Below are 20,915 nucleotides of genomic sequence, written 5' to 3' on the forward strand. Positions count from 1 at the left end.
TGGTCTCTACCTATTATTCGGTAACCGTCTCTGCAAATGTTTTACGGCCAGGGCTTACTTTATTAATATGAATATCGATTTTACTAATGGAGTCTTTGCTTAATGGAATTTTGCCATCCTTCTCTAATTTTTTCCACGTTTTTACATTACCACGATAAAGATATTCGGATAGGCGGAAGACATCTGCATCCAGCTTCAACCCTTCCTCAAAGGTAGTCATGATTTCTTCTCTGCCTGCTTTTTCTACTTTTTTTCTTACCTGATTGGGTGTGAGCTTCCCTTTAAATCCATTTAAAATCGTATCGAATTTTAAATAGACCTCAAATGTTACATCATTCCCTTTGACAATTGGTTTGACCTTAACATCTAGCTTTTTAATATCAACGGTTAAGTAATCACTTTTTTCATTATTTTCTAATTCAACGGTGATTTCACCTTGCTTTGTTTCATCATTCATCCACTCGATTCCACGAGCCGTTTTGCCTTTAATATAGCCTTTAAAACTATCCTTTGACAGAATACCAACACCAGCAAAAACGGTTTCTGTTTTGGATCCATCTGTTGTTTCCCAGTTTTCGTTGACGGTTACGTAAGGAATTTTCATTTCGTGGTTTGGTTCATTTAAGCCAATGACTAGCTGTCTTAAATTAACAGGCTCTACAAATGACTCCTGCTTAGCTGTATTTTTAGGATTACTTAATTTGGCGGCAGTTGGTGATTTTTCTAACAATGGAGAAACTAATAAAACATCCTTAATAGGATCCTGGGTACAGTAAACCCAAATATGATATCTGGTCTCGCGAAAGCGTAAAAAAGTATCAATAACCGCAATAGCACGTTCATCTTTCATAGCACTCTCGGAGAAGAGAAGAAAGGTCATATGTCCCCAAAATACTTCTTGGTCCATTGAACGATACAATTTGTAAATGGCTTCTTCTATTGTTTTTCCCTTCGCTTGGCCAATTTCGGTAGGTGCCGCTTCTGGATTAGCGGATTCTGTTTTCGCTACATTAGCAAAGTTGATAATTTGTAAGTATGCTGTATATTCATTATCCTTATAGTCAACCCCTACACCTTGTACGTAATACACTCGTTGTGGCTCTGTGACATCCCAACAGCCTGACATCAGTAGTGTAGTCGTAAGCATGACAATAATAATCGTAATCTTTTTTTGGCTCATATGTCTCCCTACTTTTTAAAGTTCGTGTATATTAGTTTGTACAAGAACGCAAGGTATTATAAGTAGAGACCATTTAGTATGTAGAAAAGTGCTGCTCTTGTCAAAAATGACATGGAGACAGCACTAGTGGTTTTAGTGGAAATATTTTTGGACGCGTTGAACGACCTCGTTTGCCGAAAGTCCATCTGCATCAATGACAGGACCTGCCATGTTTGGATCACTAATTCCCATAACATCGCGGTCCTGACCTGTAATGATACAAGCATCACATTTTTTCGCATCCTCTTCATTGCGAAGCTGGATGACTTCATAGCCTTGTGCCTTTAAAGCATCCTCGATATTTGATAATGATTGTTCAACACCAATAATTCTAGACATTTCTTGTCCACCTCCTACAAATAATGTGCCATTTCAGGTAGCTCATTATTCATATTATTTTTTTAGAGGAGATGGATAATTTTTAGAAATCTGTCCGTAATAGTGGTTGTGTACTACATCTAAAAGAACCGCCAAAGCTTCGAGAGATTGTAAAATCAACATATTCTACTGTGATACCTCTCTGTGCTAGTTGCTCGCCGATCCATGTAAATTCTTTATCTGTAATATAGACTTCTTCATTAATTGGTAAACCGTTAGTAGCCAGTCTTGCGGCATCCTCTAGAGAAACGTGAATTTTATCCCAATCCTGTAGCTGTTCGGGAATGCCATTTACGAGCGCTTCCTCACAAACAATCATCAGACCCTCTCTAACCAAGCTTAGCGCACAGTCGAGGTGGAGAATAGTTGGATGAAGCGGCACTTCGACCACCTTATAATCAACGTTACTTGCCAGATTACGCAGCCATTGCACTCCGTTTTTATTGGAGGCTAATCCTGAATTTCCGACGAAAATCGTTTTATCCAACACTAATACATCGCCACCCTCTAAAAATGGGCCAGCCTCAGAATCCAGACCATCTGCCATATCAGGCTTTGGAATGGAGACATAGAAACATTGATTTTCGTTTGCTTCCTGTGCTAAAAGATTGCGCACGGGCAAAACTTCGTTGCGTCTATGTGGGAATCGAAGGGAACCCTCGATTAAGAAATGGCCGATGGTGAAAAAGGGATCGCGAACGAAGAAATTGCTATAGCCATCTTCTTTTCCTGCCTCTTTTTCATAGTCTGTTAAACGTCTTGGTACTTGTACTTCTACATCGTATTTTTCTAATACCTTCTTTAAATTGGCTCTTTCCAATTCCCATTGCTGCTGTCTTTCTGGAAAGACGTCTTTGAAATTTTTACCGAGTGTATCTGCGTTTGCGTAAAGTGCTAATGTTTCTTCTGTTAAAAATGCATCATCTGTTAGATCATCCTTCGCTGGAAAAGCAAATTCCGATTGCGCCATGACAACTCGTTTTAAAGGAGCAAACTCACTTTTTACAAAAATATTCGTCATCGTACTTCCTCCTGTTGTATGATTTAGAAAAAATAGTGAAAATTTTTCCATCGATGTTCCTTATCGTAAGGTATATAGTTACTATATAGTCAAGAATGGGTTGTAAGGTGGTGAAAAGATGGGCATTGCAGAAGTGTTGACCATTTTCTTTGTCGTATTAAAGCTAACAGATGTCATTACATGGTCGTGGTGGCTGGTATTATTACCAGCGATTCTTTCCTTTAGTCTGTATGCCATGATTGGGCTGGTGAAGCTCGGGCTGGTATTGATTGCTGTGGTAGCGGTGAAAAGGAGGCGGGATGATGAAATCGATTGAAAAATGAAGTGTATGATTTCCTACATAAAAATCAGGAGAGGATCGAGCAAATTCAAATCCCTCCTGATTAGTTTAAGAAACTTTGAACAAATAAAAATAAATCAGCATTGTCCGCAAGAATGTATTGCTTCATATTTTAGGATGCACGTTAATACCGATGATATTTCTGTCATAATCCACTTGAATTGTATACGATTCTTCTGCATTGGCAGAATTGAAAATCATATAAGCATCCGTATTAAATGCGGATATATTCGGTATGAATTTCTTTTTCATCACTAGATTATCTAGTATCGAGATCAGTTGCTCTGTTTCCTCAGCGTCCAGATAATACGATTTTTCTCTCGTATCTGAAATCAAAACAAGTTGGATATTAGCTGTATTTAATTCAGGTACAGCATCATGAAAGGAAATGAGCGGTTTGCGAAAAAACACGAGTAGCAAAATGATCGCTAGTAATCCGAACGACCAGATCCATCTTTTGTTTCGCATAGTCATCGCCTCCTAGCTCTTCAACCAAATTTTGGATATTGAAAAAGGTGAGGTTAGTCCAACTAGGTCCAACCTCACCACTTGATTATTTGCTTAATTCATAGGTTTTCACAGCTGGAGGAACAAAGCTTTCGCATTTATCTAATAGGGCTGCTGCGTCCTCATCGACAATAAGTGCCTCACGATATTGGGCTTTTAAAAATTGTTCATTTTGCATATGATCAAAGAATGAAATTAATAAATCAAAATAGCGTTCCATATTGAAAATAGCACAAGGTTTTTGAAGCAGACCGATTTGATTCCACGTAAATACTTCAAAAAATTCCTCTAATGTTCCAGGTCCACCAGGAAGGGCGATAAAGCCATCTGCTAATTCCATCATTTTACTTTTACGTTCATGCATCGTGTTCACAACGATTAGCTCTGTCAGCTGTTGATGCGCAATTTCACGTTCTTCTAATAATGTCGGAATCACCCCAATGACCTTGCCGCCTTCTTCTAGCACTGTATTCGCTACTGTTGCCATGATGCCTACAGAAGCACCACCATAAATAAGGGTAATTTGTCTTTTGGCTAATTCTTTTCCTAGTAAAATGGCTCCTTGACGATAAGCGTCAGAAGCGCCTAGACTGGAACCGCAAAATACGGCAATACTTTTCATAGTTGATTTCCTCCATATCTGATCAAATTCTTTTATAGTATAATTTATTTTGAAGAGGAAGGAAATGGAGGAAACGGAATTGCAACTAAATGAATTTCAACGCTGGGTAAAGGATTATTATGAAGCACGTGGCTGGTCAGAGCTCAATATTTTTACACGTATTGGCTTTTTGGCAGAAGAAACAGGTGAGGTAGCGAGGGCGATTCGAGCAATCGAGATTGGTAGAGATCGACCAGATGAAAAAACACAATCCTTTGAGGAAAATAAACAGGAGCTGATTGAAGAGCTAGGGGATGTCCTAGGGAATCTTATTGTCATTGCCAATCAATATGATATTCCACTAGAGGAGATATTTGCGGCTCATCAAGACAAGCTTATAAAACGCTACCAGGAGTAGGAGGAGCAAGATGGAGTATCAAGTAGAGGTTGTACGTGAACAGCATGAGGATTTTACGAATTTTTTAAGCGAAAAAATTCGTGCCTACAATAATGAGCATTCCTCTTATCATCGTGAAAGTAGACAGAAGGGGGCGGTTCGTCCTTTACAGTTGATTGTCACAGATCAACAGCAGCAATGGATAGGTGGTATAACGGCTGAGATCTACTGGGGATGGGTGGAAATACATAAATTTTGGTTCAGTGAAGAATATCGTGGAAAGGGTATTGGCAAAAAGCTCTTAGCACAAGCAGAGTTGGTAGCGAAGGACATGGGGGCAACAAAAGCCTTGCTGACAACCTACGCGTTTCAAGCGCGTACATTTTACGAGGCACATGGCTATCAAGTAGTGGGAGAAATTAAAGATTACCCACCAGGCAGTAGCTACTATACGATGGTGAAAGTGTTAGCTTAAGAATTGGCTGTCTATGGAGATAGACAGCCTGTTTTAATTGACATCGCCCAAATAAATAGCTGTTTGTTGTCCTTGAATAAATTGTTGTAGTGGTTGGATAAGGGCTTTAGGGTAAAGTCTATAAGTATGAAGCTTTTCAATGGGAATCCATTGTGTCCCAACTTGATGACTATCTGGATTTGTTGGCTGACTGGTTTGCTCCTGTACCTGACATAGGAAATAATATTCTACTTGATGTACATCTGCGTCAAAGGCGGCATGCTCATGATTTTGTCCGATGTATTCTCGGATAAATTGTAGCTCTCCAATCTGAACGGAGGAGCCAATTTCTTCAAGGCATTCTCTTTGTAGCGTTTTGTGGAAGGTCTCTCCATGCTCCTGTCCGCCACCTGGGCAAAGATAAAAGTAGCCCTCGTCATCTTGATTTTTTGTTAACAATAGCTTCCCATCCGTGATGATAATTGCTTTGACAGAATTTCTAATCATCGACTTCTCCTTTTAATTGTTATTTTTTGTGATCATGACTAAAACGCTTCATGAATGTCTACCTTAGTAAAAAGGGGAGATGAAGCGTGTATTCAATGTCCAATTTTAAATTACTTGTAGACAAACAGACTGAAATTGATACCATTTATCAGAATTGTAATGATTTAATTCAATCCAATGTTACACCGAAACTAGATGCAGAGGTGGAGCAGTTTTTAAAGCTAGTTGAACAGCATTTGACACAACAAGGCTTTACGATTACGAATACCTCAACGGGGTTAATCGCCAATTATCAAGAGGCTGTCATTAATGTAGATAAACATTCAAAGCATTTGGAAGAATGCTTTTTTATCAATTTAAATAGTTATGCTGAGGATCAAGTCTCTATTGTACTCGATATCTCACCAACGATGCTACCGAAAATTTCAAATCAGCTTGATGGCTATACAGATATTATCGAGCAAATGACGGATAAGCTTAAGCAAGCAAAAAGTCTGGAGAAAGCTTGTACGAATCCCAAATTTCTTTATAAAACACAAAGCAATAAAGTTTTCCATTCCGCTCAGGAAGTTTTGGATTATTATTTTCAAGGATAGGAGAAGCCACCCTGAAATTTTTGGGTGGCTCATCTATTTTATAGGACTGGAAGCCCGCTTTCTTCCATTATCGAATAAACTTTCTCCCAAAAAGCCACATCATGAAGGATAGACCTAAGAAATAAAGTGGCATTGTTAGTAAAGAACCGTTGTGTAGCAAGCTCATACCAGATGTGATGGCACTGACAAGTAAGTAATAGCCGAGACTAAAGATAGCGCCTGCTGTACCAATGACATCCTGAAAGTCTACTAATGCTAGACTTAGACAGTTCGGAAGTGCAATCCCTGAGCCTAACAGCATGATAAAAACAGTAATCATCATACCGATGGCCATCATGTTCGCGTGCAATGGCAGCGTACAGACGATGGTCAAAAGTAGTGTGCCACCAAGCATCACTAAACAACCAACATGAATGATTTTTTGTGGTGGCTGGATGATGACGAGCCGTTTTGAAATCATGGCCCCTATAATGGAAGCAAGGGCAACAATGATACCAAGAAAGCCGTACAGACCTGGTGACAGCTGAAAATGCTCGATGAAAATAAAGGGTGCTTCGGCATAGTAGCTAAATAGGATACCATTGATGCCTCCAATTAGCAATCCATAGACAAGCACGATGGGTGAAGCAAAAATGCGTTTGACGACAGGCCAAATCGCCGTTCTTTGTCTTGTTGCAGGATCGGTTGTTTCTGGAAGTCTGCAATAAGCATAAATAAACAACAAGAGACTCATGATGACAAGGACAAAAAACACAGCTCGAAAGCCAAACGCTTGATCCACCCAACCACCAATCAACGGCCCTACCGCTGGGGTAAAGGCAATGACGGCTGAAATTTGAGCAAACATGGCGTGGCGTTGATTCCCCGTCATGCTTTCACGCAAAATGGTCTGCGTAATAATGGAGCCAGTTGCGGCACCGAACGCTTGGATCAACCGACTAGCTAGCAGAAAAGGGATTGTCTCTGCGTAAAAACAGAGTAGGCTACCTATTCCATAAAAAATTAAACCGGCTAGCATGGCAGGTCGACGGCCAATAAAATCAGAAATCCATCCCCAGCAGAAAACGCCGAATGCAAAGCCAATAAAATAGATGCTCAAGGTTAATTGGACTGAGCTAAAGTCTACATCAAGTGCAGCTGCAATATCCGGTAGAGATGGTGTGTATATCGTTTCACTAATTTGTGGAAAAGCCACAAGAACAATCATTAATAATAGAGATGGTACTGCCTGTTTTTTCAACATATTGCCCTCCTACAAGCAAAATTCTACTTTGTCAGTTACAAGTAGATTGCGTAGCTAGGGAAACGGCGGGACCATTATAAGAATACGTTCATAAGAAGTCATGTTGAAATCACCTTTATATGCTTGAAGTAGGAGTGCATAGTCTAGTAGCTATTATAGGCTATTTTACAATATTTATATAGTAATAATTGCTAAACCTATCAATTATTAAGAGAAATTGCTTGTACATAGAAGGTGAATTTTGTAAAATGGAACAAACGTTCTTTTTAATTTGAATGATAGAGGGTGAACCTAATTGAATTTTGAGCTAACATTATTTACTTCTACCGATATTCAGGGATTAGTTGAGCTATCAGCTTCAGTTGGATGGGATTACGATGCCCATGAAATTGAAACGATCATGGCAGCAGGTCGAATAGTTGGACATAAAAATAGGGAAGGAAAAATTGTTTCCAGTGCAGCCATTATTCCCTATGATACAAATGTAGCTTCCATTGGCATGGTGATTGTGCATGAACAATGCAGAGGTTTTGGCTTAGGTAGAATCGTTACACAAGCCTGTATCGATAGTGTTTCAGAGGACACAACCATTATGCTCGTAGCTACGAAAGAAGGAGAACCATTATATCAAAAAATGGGCTTCACGACTGTTGAGCATGTACATAAATATTTGGCGGACAAATTTGTAGAGACGACAAGGGAAGCAAATTGTTTTGGCACCATCAATGAATTGCAAGAACAGGATTTTGAACAGCTTGTTAAACTGGATGCAGTAGCCTTTGGGGATAGTAGAAGCGTCTTTTTGCGTAAAAGAATTCAGCAGTCACAGCGCTGTGTTGTCGTGAAAAATCAACACAACCAAATGATTGGCTATGGCTTAACAATCGCAGGGCCAATTTATCTTCTTTTAGGACCAATCGTAGCGCCAGATAAGGAAATAGCGCATTATATTATCAATGAATTGGCTAAGGGCTATCAGGGGAAATTACGTATCGATTGTCCGTCTGTCCACAAGGAGCTGAGTCCAATTTTACAACAAAGTGGTTTTACGCTGGCTGCCACACCGCCTGTCATGATCCGCAATGCCAAAAAAATGCCTACTCGAAATCAAACATTATTTGCTCTAGCAGCACAAGCTTTCGGCTAAGCAAACGTGCGAGCCTACTTTTATGTTGTCAAAAAAAGGATTTTGAAGGAAGAGTAGAGAATGTTATGGATGGTAGAGGAGGGGAACAGGATGTTTCCAGTGTTAGAAACAGCAAGACTTAGGTTAAGAGAACTCACAGAGGAGGATGTTCCTGCGATTTTTCGTTGTTTTTCCAATGAGGCTTTAACACGCTATTATGGGCAGGAACCCTTTGTCGACACACAGCAGGCCGAACAATTAATTAAGCAATTTGCCAAAAACTTTGAGGAAAAGCGTGGGATTCGTTGGGGAATCGAACGAAAAGATTCGAATGAAGTGATTGGTACAGTTGGCTTTCATTTATGGTCGGCTGCACATCAGCGAGCAGAAATTGGCTATGAAATTCATCCCGATTACTGGCGACAAGGTTTTACAAAAGAAGCTGTGCAGAAAGTGATTGCCTATGGTTTTGAGGATATGAAGTTAAATCGTATCGGAGCCGTAGTTTTTTTAGAAAATGAGTCATCCACTCAGCTATTGATTAAACTTGGGTTCCAACAGGAAGGCATATTGAGGGACTATATGTATCAAAAGGGACAAGCACATGATACATTTATCTATTCTTTATTAAAAAAAGATGAATAACGTAGCTTTAGCGCTTTTATAGAATAATAATTTACTTGGAAATGGATAATAAATAATAATTTAGATGGAGTTTTGAGGTTACTTTTTTCGGTTATAGTTCTTATATGAACAACAATTCATAAGTTCGTGCAAAAAAGTAACAGATGAGGGGCTGGGTGTTATGGAGCAATATAGCACAGCTTATTTTCAAAAGCTAGATTTACTGTCAAGCTTATACGCGGGACAGGCTGCTCTAAAGGGTTCCATTCCAACAGAGAAGGTCAAGCGAATGGAGCGCTATCAACAAATTGAAGCGGCGATTACAAAACTAAATAACGAAATTAGAATCATTGAACGGACCATACTAAAGTCCTCCCATTCTACTAGAAATGGTTAATAGTAGCTAAACCCATGCGGAGATATGCATGGGTTTTTATATTGATTAGTAAAACTTAAAGCTTCCTTTACACTAAAAATAGATAGGAGGATACGTTAGCAACACAGAGCTATCCTTCAATTTACTCGATCTATCCGCTACATTCAAAGTGCTATCCGCTGCTTTAGGATTGCTATCCACCACATAGCTTGCTTTATCCACTTTCACAGGGCTATCCTTCAATCTCCGCGATCTATCCGCTACATTCAAAGGGCTATCCGCTACTTTAGGATTGCAATCCACCATTTTGCTTGATTTATCCACTTTCACAGGGCTATCCTTCAATTTACGTGATCTATCCGCTACATTCAAAGGGCTATCCGCTACTTTAGGAGTCTTATCCACCACATAGCTTGATTTATCCGCTTTCACAAGGCTATCCATCAATCTCCACGATCTATCAGCTACATTCAAAGGGCTATCCGCTACTTTAGAATTCCTATCCACCACATAGCTTGATTTATCCGCTTTCACAAGGCTATCCATCAATCTCCACGATCTATCAGCTACATTCAAAGGGCTATCCGCTACTTTAGAATTCCTATCCACCACATAGCTTGATTTATCCACTTTCAAAGGGCTATCCTTCAATGCCGCGTTCTATCCATCACTTTAGAATTCCTATCCACCACATTCCTCATGCTATCCGCTTCCATCCTTCTTCCACAAAAAAACCCTCATAGCATCACTATAAGGGTCTACATACCATTCATTATTGAGCAAGTGCTAGTAAAAATTGATCGCGGTCTGCTTCTTCCTGCATTTTACTATCGACAAGCATTGCACCTGATTGGACACTTGTGATGTCGTTGTCTACAAGAAATTGTACATTGATCTTGGCTACTTCATTGTTAACTGTACAATCGCCCTCGAACTCTACTACGTCCTGTCCCTTTTGTGTTTCAAAATAAACCCAATATGGATTTTCGCAGGTAGAGGCAAAGGCACTCTCTAATGTTTTTGTACTATTTTCATAGGAATAGTTTTTTACATATGTAATGTATTCGTTGTCCGTAATATCCTTTTGTGGGCCATAAAAGTACCAAAATACCCCTAAGATACCGATTGGCACAATCCACAATATATTTCTTTTACTTAATTTCCCCATGCGTTACATCCCCCTTTATGTGAATATTTTAACATCTTCTTTTGCATTTTTGCTAGCTTACGATAATATTTTCTATAGAAGGCCGTGATTCTGTTCATAGCGTGAGCTTTGAATTCAGGTGGCAGTTATGATAACGTTAGTTGATAGATTTGTTCGAAGTCGCCATATTGCTTGGTGAAGGAGGTTTTTGCATGCATAAAAAAAGACGGGGTTTGCTGCTAGTTCTAGTGCTGATGTTAATGGGTCTGGTCTTTTTTCTCGGCATGAAAATGAGGCCAGTCACACAACCGACTAGAAATCCTGAGACAACGCCCGTTCAAGAGGATGCGTCCGAACAGGAAAGTGATTCAGAAAATATGGAGGTCCTCATACAGGACATTGCTCAATTCGCGCAAGAAGGAAAAATACCAGATGTGCCATTTACAGTAGGAGATACTGAACAACAAATGGTTCATGAGCAATGGGGAGAACCTCAGCAAGTCACTGAATCAGTCAATGGACAATTTGAAGATTATGAGGATGTGACGATTGGTTATCGAGGTTCACAGGCCTTCGATATCCGTTCATCGAAAGAAAATATTAAAAGCATTCGTTTAGCAGATATTAAAAATAAGTTGGGTGAACCTGATGAAGTTCGTTACTATCAGGATCCGACGACCAATCAAATTATTCTTGTCTACCAAGTAAATGCCAGCTATCAATTAAAGTGGATCTTACCGAAGCCGACTGACAGCGATGCCAATCCTGCCGTTCATCATATTTCGGTTTATACGGAACTTAAATCACAAGCACCTGATACGGTGGAACAGATGACATTGGACGAGAAAATCGGTCAAATGATGTTTGCTGGTGTGTCAGGTACGACGCTCCAGCAGGAGACAGCAAGCCTCATTCAAAAGGCTAAAGTAGGTGGTTTGATTCTTTATGGCAATAATCTTGAAACACCCCAGCAAACGGTCACATTGATGAATGACTTAATGGCTGCCAATGCGAATAATCAGCTACCCCTTTTCCTTGGCACTGACCAAGAGGGTGGCAAAGTGGTCAGATTACCAGGCGCTTTAAAAAATTTCCCAACGAATAAAAAAATTGGAGATATTAACCAATCCAAGTTTTCATTTGAAGTAGGCCAATTATTAGGGGAGCAATTAAAGGCATTTGGCTTCAATTTGGACTTTGCGCCTGTATTAGATGTCAATAGCAATCCGAATAATCCGATTATCGGGGATCGCTCGTTTTCCAATGATCCTGCTATCGTCAGCAAATTAGGCATTCAGACAATGAAGGGTCTGGAGTCCGAGCAGGTTATTCCTGTCGTCAAGCATTTCCCTGGGCATGGTGACACGTCAGTGGATTCCCATTTAGAATTGCCAAAGGTGGCAAAAAGCTTGAACGACTTGAATCAGCTAGAGCTTGACCCATTTAAAGACGCCATTAACAATGGTGCAGATGTCGTTATGGTCGCTCATATTTTATTGCCAAAGATTGACCCACAGTATCCTTCCTCGATGTCGAAGGAAATTATTACGGGTATGCTAAGAAAGCAACTAGGCTTTGATGGCGTTATCATGACAGATGATATGACGATGAAAGCCATCACGAATCATTATGCGATCGGGCAAGCAGCTGTCGATTCGATCAAGGCTGGTAGTGATATTATTTTAATTGCCCATGAGTTTGCCAATATCACAGCAGCTATAGAAGCGGTGAAAACAGCCGTCAGCAATGGGGAAATAACAGAGGAGCGCATAAATGATAGCGTCCGAAGAATAATAAAACTAAAAGAAAAATATCAGCTTGTCAATCAACCCGTGACAGCGGTCGATATCAACAAGCTTAATACAGACATCGCAAAAGTATTGAATACGTATATGAAATAAAGGCGAAAAGGGACATACAGCAAGTGATGTATGTTCCTTTTTGTGAATGATGGATAAGGGTGAGAACGTGGATAAGGAATTCAAATTAGCTAGTCAATTATTAACGCTGCTAGATTCTGAACAAAGATGGTTTACCTTAGCAGAGGTTGAAAAAAGTTTACATATTTCAGATAAGACCATACGTAAGCTCGTTGAGGAGATTAATCAGCAATTACCAGCAGCGATGACTATTGAAGTATCTAGAGGAAAGGGAATTTTTCTACAACGCGATGGGCGAAGTACAACCGTTAGTGAAGTGCTTTCTAGCATGTTCAGGCAAACCATCTTCTATCGACTAATGCATGTATTGTTTACAAATAGGAAACAATTGTCAATGGAGGAGCTGGCAGAAGCCATGTTTATGAGCACCTCCTCGATGAAGAAGCTGATTATGCAACTAAATAATCATGATTTGAAGCCGTATAAGCTACGCATCACATACTCGACGCCAGCCGTAAAGGGAAATGAATTGAATATCCGTTACTTTTATTGGAAATTATATGGTGATGCCTATGAGTTTACAGGATGGCCATTTACCAATAGTGACTTTGATTTTATCAATCAATACATCACGCATATAGAGCATGAGCAAAGCATTGTTTATTTTATCAATTCCAAAAGGAAATTATCCTTTTTAGTGGCCATTGTCTTGGAAAGAGTAAGAAAGGGCAACTATGTCAAAATTACGGAGGGTGATTACGCTTGGGAAAGTGGGCTGTTCTATTTGCCAGTAAAAGACTTTGCACAGGCACTGGAAGAAAGATTCTCGATTGAATTACCAAAGAGTGAACGGTTTTTTATGCAATCTCTATTTAGTCTAAGCCAATATCATTATTATGAAGGGTCAGACATGACGCCAATGAAGGAAATCGAATTATATAAGAATAAAGAAATCGATCAAATGGCGCAGCAGCTGTTTATCTTATTAGCAAAGGCTTACCCCAATCTAGATATGAATGAGCGGTTTAGCTTGGAGGTATATGAGTTCCTGGACAAGCTTTTCATCGATAATGCCATCCCTGAATGGCTGATGATTTCACAAAGTAATTTAACAAACTATGTTCAAATCGAATGTCAGCAAATTTACCAAGATATGCAGACCTGTATGCAAACGTGGCAAAATGCGTACCCTTCTGTCCTGTATAATGACTTTCATTTAACCAAGCTTACCTTGCTTGTTCGTTCAGGGCTACGTTATAAAAGTAAACGAGCCTTCTTGGTCATTGGTGAGGAGTTTTCAATCCGCCATTATATAGCCAATTTGATCAAAAATGAAATAGGGGACCAGTTGATTATTAATACCTCTATTATGAAGGGGCTAACGGATGAAATGGTGCAGCAGCATGACATTGATTTTGTTATAAGTAATTTTCCAGTTGCTTTAACGACAGTGCCGGTTGTTATTATATCCACGATTCCCTCCAAAAGAGATTTAGATAATATTCGTCAAGAATTGCTTCGGTAATTTGGTCAATTATTTCCCGTACACTACGTAACAATCTGGTCTAGTTTGTCATGATCATTAAATCTTATACTCATAGTAGTTTCTGAACGGATTTCTTGTAGAAGAAATGGGTTTGGAAATGGCTGTGAGTATTTTTTTATTGGTAAATGAAAACGGTTACCTAATGAATTTGAGATAAATAACAAGTTTTTGGAGGAATGAAAATGAGTAGACATTTAGGAGCAAAAAAGGGAGAAATAGCTGAGCGTGTTTTATTACCTGGAGACCCTTTACGTGCAAGATTTGTAGCAGAGCATTTTTTAGAGAATGTCTATTGCTATAACGAAGTAAGAGGAATGTATGGTTACACAGGAACGTTCAAAGGTGTACCGATTTCAGTGCAGGGGACAGGCATGGGGAATCCATCGATGAGTATATACGGGACTGAATTGGTCAACGATTATGGCGTGAAAAAATTGATTCGTATTGGCACATGTGGCGCGATGCAAAAGGACATTCAAATCCGCGATATCATTCTAGCCCAAGCCGTGTCTTCAGACAGCAATTTGACGGAGAAAATTTTCTACGGCAATAATTACGCACCAATTGCGGATTTTTCCTTATTAATGAAAGCGTTTCAACTAGCGCAAGGGAAAAAGGGAAATGTTTTTGTTGGCAATATTTATAATTCAGATGAATTTTATCGTGAAACATTAGACAGGCTTCATAAGTTTATGGAATTCGGTGTGCTAGGGGTAGAAATGGAAAGCACAGCCCTCTATACGTTAGCCGCAAAATACGGGGTAAAGGCATTATCTATTTTGACGGTAGGTAGTCAATTATTAACAAATGAAAGCTTAACGCACGAGGAAAGTGAAAAGTCCTTTTTTGATATGGTGGACATTGCTCTTCACACAATTATCGAGGAGTAAGGGATGGAAAGAGAAAGCATTTGAAAACATTGTTCGTTACGGAGGGGACAAAATGCATTATATTATTTCGATAGTAGGTCTACTACTCGTGCTATTTTTAGCATGGCTTGCAAGCAATAATAAGAAAAAAATTAAATACCGCCCAATCATTGTGATGATTGTTATCCAGCTTGTTTTAGGGTTTCTTCTACTGAAAACAGGTATCGGGGAATTTTTAATTAAAGGTTTTGCTGATAGCTTTGCAAAACTACTTGAATATGCCAACGAGGGTACGAATTTTGTATTTGGTGGGATGGCGAATGAGGGCGCACATACATTTTTCCTGTATGTTTTAATGCCAATCGTTTTTATGTCAGCCATCATCGGCATATTGCAACATTATAAAATTCTGCCGTTTATTATTAAATATATAGGTTTAGTATTAAGTAAAATCAATGGGATGGGTAAATTAGAATCCTATAATGCGGTTGCAGCGGCAATAGTGGGGCAAAATGAAGTATTTATTTCAGTGAAAAACCAAATTGGCTTTTTACCAAAGCATCGACTCTATACCTTATGTGCTTCTGCGATGTCAACGGTATCTATGTCCATTGTGGGCTCCTATATGACGATGCTAGAGCCTAAGTATGTAGTGGCAGCCTTAATATTAAACTTGTTTGGTGGTTTTATCGTAGCCTCGATCATTAATCCGTATGAAGTGAAAGCGGAGGAAGATATAATTGAAGTGCAGGAAGGCGAAAAGCAAACATTTTTTGAAATGCTAGGCGAATACATTATGGATGGTTTTAAAGTAGCCATCATTGTCGGGGTAATGTTAGTAGGCTTTGTTGGGTTAATTGCCCTCATTAATGGTGTGTTTAATGGCATTTTCGGCATCTCGTTCCAAGGCTTCCTAGGGTATGTCTTTGCCCCAATTGCCTTTGTCATGGATGTACCTTGGCATGAAGCTGTGAATGCTGGTAGTATCATGGCAACAAAGCTTGTGGCAAATGAATTCGTTGCCATGCTGGACTTCGTTAAAATCCAAGATAGCTTCAGTGAGCGTACAGCAGCCATTGTCTCTGTTTTCCTCATATCCTTTGCTAACTTTGGCTCGATTGGTACCATCGTAGGTGCAGTAAAAGGGTTAAATGAAAAGCAAGGCAATGTGGTAGCACGCTTTGGATTAAAACTGCTATACGGTGCCTCCCTTGTAAGTGTTCTATCAGCGATTATTATTGGGATTGTGTTTTAAATAGAACCGACACGTGATTAAAAAAAGAAAGAGACTACCATATTATTTTGGTAGCCTCTTTTATTTTATGGAAAGTAAGTAGCTTACGATTTTTGGAGAACGGTATTAGTTTAATCTACAGCGCAATCGGGCCATGTTTTAGAAATAATCCGATAAAGATCAACTTCTACCTACAGTGACATGGTATAGGAATATCAAGTACCCTTTTAGATATTCTTTTTAAAGGAGGATGACTACATTCTTTACAAGAAATTAATTATTGATTTTTTTGAGGAAACCCATAAACATTTGCACGAAATGCTACTAGGAATCCAAGAAGAATGAGGATAAACATTACCCATGGAAAAGAACTCACATCAAATGATTCGATCAGAACTGCTCCAATTGCACTCCCGCCACCAATAGCGAGATTCCAAACAGTAACTAACATAGATTGGGCAATATCCGCACCTTTTTTAGCATTATCTGCTATGGCTGTTTGCGTCAGTGTTGCTGCTCCACCAAAGGTTAAGCCCCATACAGTTACAGCACTATAAATGATAATAGGATGACTAATTCCGATACCTAATGCGAATGATGCTAATCCAAATCCGACCAGACTCATTAAAACTAAAGTACGTAGTCTACGCTCAATGAATATACCTATAACCCAGATTCCAACTAAAGATGCCATACCGAAAACAAGTAAAATCAAATCAATTCGTTTGGCAAGTCCTGCTTCGGAAAGGTATGGTGCGATATAAGTATAAAGCATGTTATGCGAAAGTATCCAAGCTAATACAACAAACAAGATTGGACGAACTCCAGGCGTAATAAAAACCTCTAGAAGAGTCATTCGTTTTGAAGATGTTTGTCCAGGGAAGTTTGGGACTTTCCAAATAATCCATAAAATCAGTAATGCTGCTAAAAGTGACATTATGCCAAAGACATTTCTCCAGCCAACAAGGGAACCGAGAAATGTCCCAGTAGGAACACCCAAAGCTAATGCAAGAGGCGTACCAATCATGGCTACGGCCATTGCCCTTCCCTTTAGTGATTCTGGCGCCATCAGTCGTGCATATCCCGCAGTCAGCCCCCACAGGACTCCAGCCGTTACACCTGCAAAGAAGCGAGCGATTAAAGTTAAGGTCAAACTAGAAGATAAGGCTGTAATAGTATTAAATACAAGGAATCCAATAATACACAAAAGCAGTAAGGGCTTCCTATGCCATCCTTGTGTTGCAGTGGTTATAGGAATAGCTGCAATGAGTGAACCAAGAGCATAAGCTGTAACAAGTTGACCTGCAAGGGATTCTGACACACCGAGTCCTTTGCTTATTTCTATTAGTAAACCAGCAGGTATAGTTTCGGTAAGGATACATATAAACCCAGCCATAGCGAGCGCCATTAAACCTGCCCAAGGAAGACGTTCTGAGGGTATTGCATAAGAATTTTGTTTACTTAAATCACTATTATTATCCATTTATAAAAGGCCTCCTGATTAGTTGATAGGATTAATTATACTAATCAGATTTTGAATTTTACATTTGATAATAAAGGAATAAATTTATATTTGGTTGTAAAAACAATGTAATTTGATGCTATCACGTTTAAATTATAATATAATGATTTCAGGGTAATATACGTCCCACAATTTGATGTCACTATCGTAAATGATATGAAGGGGTGCTTAAATGGATAGTATTGATAGAGATATACTCATGCATTTACAATCAGATGCTCGGTTGTCAATGACTGCCCTCGGAAAACTTATAGGATTATCTCAACCAGCAATAACAGAGAGGGTAAAAAGACTAGAAGAACAAGGCGTGATAAAAAGCTACAGGGCTAAAGTATCGAATGAAAAAGTCGGAAAATCCATTGTTGCTTTTATCCTTTTCCGGACTACAAAGTGCAATAATTTCGTTGATTATTGTATGCAAGCTTCACAAGTAGTAGAGTGTCATCGAATTAGCGGAGAATACAATTATCTAATTAAGGTAGTAGTGGAATCAACAAAGGAACTTGAATTATTTGAAAATGATAGCATGAGGTATGGCGATTCTACTACATTGATTTCCTTATCATCACCTATTGAAGACAAACCATTGCTACCAAATTTAAATGTTGATTATTAATTTTTATAACCTTTTATAAAAAGATCGATTTAAATACAGTTATTTATGTAAAAACGGCTAAGCATTGAATGAAACTCTATTTAGGAGAGATAGACAAATATTTAATGAGTAAGTTTTACAGCTACCTTAATGAATAAATCAAGTATGAAAAGTTCACTGTTTATAGGCAGTGAACTTTTCAATTATCGGGCACTTTTCATCAATGTGGAAAGTGTCTTTCTTCATTTAAGCGTGATCTTGTACTGTATAGTGAATATGAAAATCAGAAACGTATAAAAGAGAAAATAAAAGGATTGAGCTCGGTACTATACCGATTTCAATCCTTCTTAGCTACTTAACTTCATATAGTGTCTAAATTTTGTGTCATTTAAGGGTCATAATTCGGTAGGGAAAATAGTTATACTTGCAAAATAAACACCTACATTTTTTCTAGGATATTTTTTATGGGCTTTTGAAGTACGTCTATAATGGCTACGATGATAGCTGTTACAAAAATCGCTATTAGACCAAGTGCTATCGGACCTGCTGCGTCTTCACCTGTGAACATAGCAAAAATCCTTAAGTAAACGATTAACAACAAAATGAAGAAAATAATTGTAAAAGCACATTTTTTTATAGCCTTCAAGGATTTAAGGAATAACTCTGAAAAAGCATTGTTTAAATGGATATAACTCAATAGTTTATATGCTTGATACAATGCAACAGAAAACGTAATGCATACGCCATAGGCACATATTAACAATGGATATATCGAGTAATCTCCTGGACGCACTTGTGCATCTTGTATAGCTGCTTGAGGTAACCAATATATACATACAGCAAGTACCGCAATGCCCATTAGAAAAGCAACGATCTTTAAGAAAAAAGTTGAACTTAGTTTAACATTCATATGAAGCACCTCATTGATTTTATGATAATATGATATTAGTCTATTTATTATCGTTTATCAATATATTTATTTCGTTTTTTATTATATTATTGTTGTTATTCAAATAATTACTTGATAATCATGTGGGAATCATACTTCAGTTATTGTCAGTTTTATCATGAAGTAACTGAACAAGTAGGCGCAATTCTTAAAATGGGGAATGCGTCTTTTTTGTTTAAGTCGCTTTAGAATCTATTCTTGGAGCGGTGTTACTGGCGAAAAATCACCCAGTAAATCATAAAAGCTAAATTGATGAAATTTAATTTTTAACTAGTTACTAAGATTTCGTAAAGATATCAATATCTTGGATTATTGAATAATCTCTGTATGAAAAGGGCTCTCCCTGGATATATTCTGAAAAATCCTGCTGTTAATTTTATTTGAACACGCTAAAATTCCAAACTCTCGTATTGAGATAATTGCTGAAAGACTTCAGTAAAGTTATATAAAAAGAATTTATTGAAAAGTTTCTTCTTGCAACAATCAGGCACATTTCTTTAGGAAGGAATATGTCTTTTTTCATCTACAGGGCCAGAATGTGGAAAAATATATTGATACTCATTTCAGTCTAATTACCGATAGCATATTAACTGATTATCCTTTATTGTTAATAGGTCGTAAAAGACACTATCAGGAATATCCTGCAAATATTGAAATGATAGGTGGAAAACAATGAAATATCAAGTATTATTATATTACCATTACACGAAGATTGAAGATCCAGCTGTGTTTTCAGCAACGCACTTAGAAATGTGTAAAGAGATCGGTTTAAAAGGTCGTATTTTAGTAGCCAATGAGGGTATTAACGGTACTGTTTCGGGTACGATTGAGCAAACAGAGCAATACATGGCAAACATGCAAGCTGACCCATTATTTGAAGGCATTGTCTTCAAAATTGATGCGGCAGATGATCATGCATTCAAAAAAATGCATGTACGCCCACGTCCTGAGTTAGTAAACTTAGGCTTAGAAGAAGACGTAAACCCACATGAATTAACAGGTCGTTACCTGTCACCCGAACAATTCCTTGCTGAAATGCAAGATGAAAATACAGTAGTATTAGATGTGCGTAACACGTATGAATACGATGTCGGCCATTTTCGTGGCGCGATTCGACCAGATGTAAAAAACTTCCGTGATACACCAGAATGGGTACGTGAAAACCGCGAGCTATTCGAAGGGAAAAATGTGTTAACCTATTGCACGGGCGGGATTCGTTGTGAGAAGTTTTCCGGCTGGATGAAACGTGAAGGCTTTGGCGATGTCGGTCAATTGCATGGCGGTGTGGCAACATACGGAAAAGACCCTGTTGCGAAAGGCCAATTATGGGACGGTCAAATGTACGTATTTGATGAGCGTTTAACGGTGCCAATCAATCAAGTAGAGCATGTGATTATCGGTCGTGATCACTATGACGGAGAACCTTGTGAACGTTACATTAACTGTGCAAATCCTGAATGTAACAAGCAAATCATCGCATCTGAAGAAAATGAAGCCAAGCATTTAGGTGGCTGTACAATCGAGTGTACAAAGCATGCACGCAACCGCTACATCGTGCGTCACAATTTAACAGAAGAGCAAGTAGCTCAAGCAATTGAGGCGTTACAAGCATAAGCATGAAAAGCTGTCTAAACATACAAAACGCTATTCAATAACTTTCATAACCCCCTATTTAGAGGTTTTTAAAACACTCAATGTAAGTGTTCAAACGATCCATTTCAACATTGGACTAGTTTGCTCGCTTATATAGGGTGTTTTTTCTTATGTAAGGAAAAGGTAAATGA

General features: G+C 38.6%; 24 protein-coding genes. 13 read left to right on the forward strand and 11 right to left on the reverse strand.

The features are described 5' to 3' along the window. Positions 1-13: 13 nt before the first annotated feature. The 3 genes from MHB40_RS09800 to MHB40_RS09810 form a co-directional block, all read right to left on the reverse strand. The gene (locus MHB40_RS09800) at positions 14-1,180 is read right to left on the reverse strand and encodes a Ger(x)C family spore germination protein (protein ID WP_342534442.1); all 1,167 of its coding nucleotides are present in this window, start codon (positions 1,178-1,180) and stop codon (positions 14-16) included. 132 nt (positions 1,181-1,312) lie between these two features. Beyond that, entirely contained in the window at positions 1,313-1,558 is a 246-nt protein-coding gene (locus MHB40_RS09805) for a YkuS family protein (protein ID WP_342534443.1), read from the reverse strand. An 82-nt stretch (positions 1,559-1,640) separates the two neighbouring features. Then, positions 1,641-2,618, reverse strand: a complete 978-nt coding sequence (locus tag MHB40_RS09810; RefSeq protein WP_342534444.1) for an arginine deiminase family protein — start codon at positions 2,616-2,618, stop codon at positions 1,641-1,643. 118 nt (positions 2,619-2,736) lie between these two features. On the opposite strand from MHB40_RS09810, the gene MHB40_RS09815 reads away from it, so the two are divergent. After that, complete coding sequence (locus MHB40_RS09815) at positions 2,737-2,934, forward strand: transmembrane Fragile-X-F protein (RefSeq protein ID WP_342534445.1); 198 nt, start codon at positions 2,737-2,739, stop codon at positions 2,932-2,934. Positions 2,935-3,063: 129 nt separating this feature from the next. On the opposite strand, the gene MHB40_RS09820 is transcribed toward MHB40_RS09815, so the two are convergent. Next, positions 3,064-3,426 carry a hypothetical protein gene (locus MHB40_RS09820; protein WP_342443328.1) on the reverse strand — a complete coding sequence of 121 codons (363 nt, stop codon included), beginning with the start codon at positions 3,424-3,426 and terminating at the stop codon, positions 3,064-3,066. Positions 3,427-3,511: 85 nt separating this feature from the next. After that, positions 3,512-4,087: a TIGR00730 family Rossman fold protein gene (locus tag MHB40_RS09825; protein WP_205442932.1), complete on the reverse strand. Its 576-nt coding sequence runs from the start codon at positions 4,085-4,087 to the stop codon at positions 3,512-3,514. A gap of 79 nt (positions 4,088-4,166) precedes the next feature. Here MHB40_RS09825 and MHB40_RS09830 point away from each other — a divergent pair, with 79 nt between their 5' ends. Together MHB40_RS09830 and MHB40_RS09835 are read left to right on the forward strand one after the other, a co-directional pair. After that, a complete protein-coding gene (locus MHB40_RS09830) occupies positions 4,167-4,484 on the forward strand; it encodes a MazG-like family protein (protein WP_205447417.1) in 318 nt (105 codons plus the stop codon). Between the two features lie 10 nt (positions 4,485-4,494). Beyond that, positions 4,495-4,938 (forward strand): GNAT family N-acetyltransferase, encoded by a 444-nt coding sequence (locus MHB40_RS09835; protein WP_342534446.1) that lies wholly within the window; start codon positions 4,495-4,497, stop codon positions 4,936-4,938. Positions 4,939-4,971: 33 nt separating this feature from the next. Here the strand turns inward: MHB40_RS09835 and MHB40_RS09840 are convergent, their stop codons facing one another. Then, complete coding sequence (locus MHB40_RS09840) at positions 4,972-5,424, reverse strand: NUDIX domain-containing protein (RefSeq protein ID WP_205442934.1); 453 nt, start codon at positions 5,422-5,424, stop codon at positions 4,972-4,974. Between the two features lie 95 nt (positions 5,425-5,519). Here MHB40_RS09840 and MHB40_RS09845 point away from each other — a divergent pair, with 95 nt between their 5' ends. Then, positions 5,520-6,020, forward strand: coding sequence for a hypothetical protein (locus tag MHB40_RS09845; RefSeq protein WP_243456428.1), 501 nt, complete (start codon positions 5,520-5,522; stop codon positions 6,018-6,020). Positions 6,021-6,087: 67 nt separating this feature from the next. Here the strand turns inward: MHB40_RS09845 and MHB40_RS09850 are convergent, their stop codons facing one another. Further along, on the reverse strand, positions 6,088-7,260 hold the full coding sequence (locus MHB40_RS09850) for a multidrug effflux MFS transporter (protein WP_342534762.1): 1,173 nt from the start codon (positions 7,258-7,260) through the stop codon (positions 6,088-6,090). A gap of 298 nt (positions 7,261-7,558) precedes the next feature. Between MHB40_RS09850 and MHB40_RS09855 the strand changes: the two genes are divergently transcribed. From MHB40_RS09855 to MHB40_RS09865, 3 genes are all read left to right on the forward strand, one after another. After that, positions 7,559-8,410: a GNAT family N-acetyltransferase gene (locus MHB40_RS09855; RefSeq protein WP_342443331.1), complete on the forward strand. Its 852-nt coding sequence runs from the start codon at positions 7,559-7,561 to the stop codon at positions 8,408-8,410. A 90-nt stretch (positions 8,411-8,500) separates the two neighbouring features. Next, positions 8,501-9,034, forward strand: a complete 534-nt coding sequence (locus MHB40_RS09860) for a GNAT family protein (RefSeq protein WP_342443332.1) — start codon at positions 8,501-8,503, stop codon at positions 9,032-9,034. Positions 9,035-9,194: 160 nt separating this feature from the next. After that, positions 9,195-9,410 (forward strand): hypothetical protein, encoded by a 216-nt coding sequence (locus MHB40_RS09865; protein WP_205442941.1) that lies wholly within the window; start codon positions 9,195-9,197, stop codon positions 9,408-9,410. 72 nt (positions 9,411-9,482) lie between these two features. On the opposite strand, the gene MHB40_RS09870 is transcribed toward MHB40_RS09865, so the two are convergent. Together MHB40_RS09870 and MHB40_RS09875 are read right to left on the reverse strand one after the other, a co-directional pair. Continuing rightward, positions 9,483-10,025 (reverse strand): hypothetical protein, encoded by a 543-nt coding sequence (locus MHB40_RS09870; protein WP_342534447.1) that lies wholly within the window; start codon positions 10,023-10,025, stop codon positions 9,483-9,485. A gap of 136 nt (positions 10,026-10,161) precedes the next feature. Then, positions 10,162-10,557 (reverse strand): glucosamine 6-phosphate synthetase, encoded by a 396-nt coding sequence (locus MHB40_RS09875; protein ID WP_342443334.1) that lies wholly within the window; start codon positions 10,555-10,557, stop codon positions 10,162-10,164. 191 nt (positions 10,558-10,748) lie between these two features. Here MHB40_RS09875 and nagZ point away from each other — a divergent pair, with 191 nt between their 5' ends. From nagZ to MHB40_RS09895, 4 genes are all read left to right on the forward strand, one after another. Next, positions 10,749-12,437 (forward strand): beta-N-acetylhexosaminidase, encoded by a 1,689-nt coding sequence (gene nagZ, locus MHB40_RS09880; RefSeq protein WP_342534448.1) that lies wholly within the window; start codon positions 10,749-10,751, stop codon positions 12,435-12,437. Between the two features lie 67 nt (positions 12,438-12,504). Beyond that, complete coding sequence (locus MHB40_RS09885) at positions 12,505-13,941, forward strand: helix-turn-helix domain-containing protein (RefSeq protein ID WP_342534449.1); 1,437 nt, start codon at positions 12,505-12,507, stop codon at positions 13,939-13,941. 203 nt (positions 13,942-14,144) lie between these two features. Next, a complete protein-coding gene (gene deoD / locus MHB40_RS09890; RefSeq protein ID WP_342443337.1) occupies positions 14,145-14,852 on the forward strand; it encodes a purine-nucleoside phosphorylase in 708 nt (235 codons plus the stop codon). 52 nt (positions 14,853-14,904) lie between these two features. Beyond that, a complete protein-coding gene (locus MHB40_RS09895) occupies positions 14,905-16,086 on the forward strand; it encodes a NupC/NupG family nucleoside CNT transporter (RefSeq protein ID WP_342534450.1) in 1,182 nt (393 codons plus the stop codon). A gap of 256 nt (positions 16,087-16,342) precedes the next feature. Here the strand turns inward: MHB40_RS09895 and MHB40_RS09900 are convergent, their stop codons facing one another. Next, on the reverse strand, positions 16,343-17,548 hold the full coding sequence (locus MHB40_RS09900) for an MFS transporter (protein ID WP_205442951.1): 1,206 nt from the start codon (positions 17,546-17,548) through the stop codon (positions 16,343-16,345). 211 nt (positions 17,549-17,759) lie between these two features. On the opposite strand from MHB40_RS09900, the gene MHB40_RS09905 reads away from it, so the two are divergent. Continuing rightward, positions 17,760-18,203 carry an Lrp/AsnC family transcriptional regulator gene (locus MHB40_RS09905; protein WP_205442953.1) on the forward strand — a complete coding sequence of 148 codons (444 nt, stop codon included), beginning with the start codon at positions 17,760-17,762 and terminating at the stop codon, positions 18,201-18,203. Between the two features lie 418 nt (positions 18,204-18,621). On the opposite strand, the gene MHB40_RS09910 is transcribed toward MHB40_RS09905, so the two are convergent. Beyond that, on the reverse strand, positions 18,622-19,092 hold the full coding sequence (locus MHB40_RS09910) for a DUF2975 domain-containing protein (protein ID WP_205442954.1): 471 nt from the start codon (positions 19,090-19,092) through the stop codon (positions 18,622-18,624). Between the two features lie 711 nt (positions 19,093-19,803). Between MHB40_RS09910 and MHB40_RS09915 the strand changes: the two genes are divergently transcribed. Beyond that, on the forward strand, positions 19,804-20,745 hold the full coding sequence (locus tag MHB40_RS09915; RefSeq protein WP_342534451.1) for a rhodanese-related sulfurtransferase: 942 nt from the start codon (positions 19,804-19,806) through the stop codon (positions 20,743-20,745). The last annotated feature ends 170 nt before the right edge of the window (positions 20,746-20,915 follow it).

This window comes from Lysinibacillus sp. FSL K6-0057 (assembly GCF_038630885.1).
Lineage (GTDB): Bacteria > Bacillota > Bacilli > Bacillales_A > Planococcaceae > Lysinibacillus > Lysinibacillus fusiformis_F.

Excerpts from the sequence above, each read along its gene's own strand:
- MHB40_RS09800 (WP_342534442.1), bottom strand. The coding sequence starts at position 1,180 with ATGAGCCAAAAAAAGATTACGATTATTATTGTCATGCTTACGACTACA.
- MHB40_RS09805 (WP_342534443.1), bottom strand. The coding sequence starts at position 1,558 with ATGTCTAGAATTATTGGTGTTGAACAATCATTATCAAATATCGAGGAT.
- MHB40_RS09810 (WP_342534444.1), bottom strand. The coding sequence starts at position 2,618 with ATGACGAATATTTTTGTAAAAAGTGAGTTTGCTCCTTTAAAACGAGTT.
- MHB40_RS09815 (WP_342534445.1), top strand. The coding sequence starts at position 2,737 with ATGGGCATTGCAGAAGTGTTGACCATTTTCTTTGTCGTATTAAAGCTA.
- MHB40_RS09820 (WP_342443328.1), bottom strand. The coding sequence starts at position 3,426 with ATGCGAAACAAAAGATGGATCTGGTCGTTCGGATTACTAGCGATCATT.
- MHB40_RS09825 (WP_205442932.1), bottom strand. The coding sequence starts at position 4,087 with ATGAAAAGTATTGCCGTATTTTGCGGTTCCAGTCTAGGCGCTTCTGAC.
- MHB40_RS09835 (WP_342534446.1), top strand. The coding sequence starts at position 4,495 with ATGGAGTATCAAGTAGAGGTTGTACGTGAACAGCATGAGGATTTTACG.
- MHB40_RS09840 (WP_205442934.1), bottom strand. The coding sequence starts at position 5,424 with ATGATTAGAAATTCTGTCAAAGCAATTATCATCACGGATGGGAAGCTA.
- MHB40_RS09845 (WP_243456428.1), top strand. The coding sequence starts at position 5,520 with ATGTCCAATTTTAAATTACTTGTAGACAAACAGACTGAAATTGATACC.
- MHB40_RS09860 (WP_342443332.1), top strand. The coding sequence starts at position 8,501 with ATGTTTCCAGTGTTAGAAACAGCAAGACTTAGGTTAAGAGAACTCACA.
- MHB40_RS09865 (WP_205442941.1), top strand. The coding sequence starts at position 9,195 with ATGGAGCAATATAGCACAGCTTATTTTCAAAAGCTAGATTTACTGTCA.
- MHB40_RS09875 (WP_342443334.1), bottom strand. The coding sequence starts at position 10,557 with ATGGGGAAATTAAGTAAAAGAAATATATTGTGGATTGTGCCAATCGGT.
- nagZ (WP_342534448.1), top strand. The coding sequence starts at position 10,749 with ATGCATAAAAAAAGACGGGGTTTGCTGCTAGTTCTAGTGCTGATGTTA.
- deoD (WP_342443337.1), top strand. The coding sequence starts at position 14,145 with ATGAGTAGACATTTAGGAGCAAAAAAGGGAGAAATAGCTGAGCGTGTT.
- MHB40_RS09895 (WP_342534450.1), top strand. The coding sequence starts at position 14,905 with ATGCATTATATTATTTCGATAGTAGGTCTACTACTCGTGCTATTTTTA.
- MHB40_RS09900 (WP_205442951.1), bottom strand. The coding sequence starts at position 17,548 with ATGGATAATAATAGTGATTTAAGTAAACAAAATTCTTATGCAATACCC.
- MHB40_RS09905 (WP_205442953.1), top strand. The coding sequence starts at position 17,760 with ATGGATAGTATTGATAGAGATATACTCATGCATTTACAATCAGATGCT.
- MHB40_RS09910 (WP_205442954.1), bottom strand. The coding sequence starts at position 19,092 with ATGAATGTTAAACTAAGTTCAACTTTTTTCTTAAAGATCGTTGCTTTT.
- MHB40_RS09915 (WP_342534451.1), top strand. The coding sequence starts at position 19,804 with ATGAAATATCAAGTATTATTATATTACCATTACACGAAGATTGAAGAT.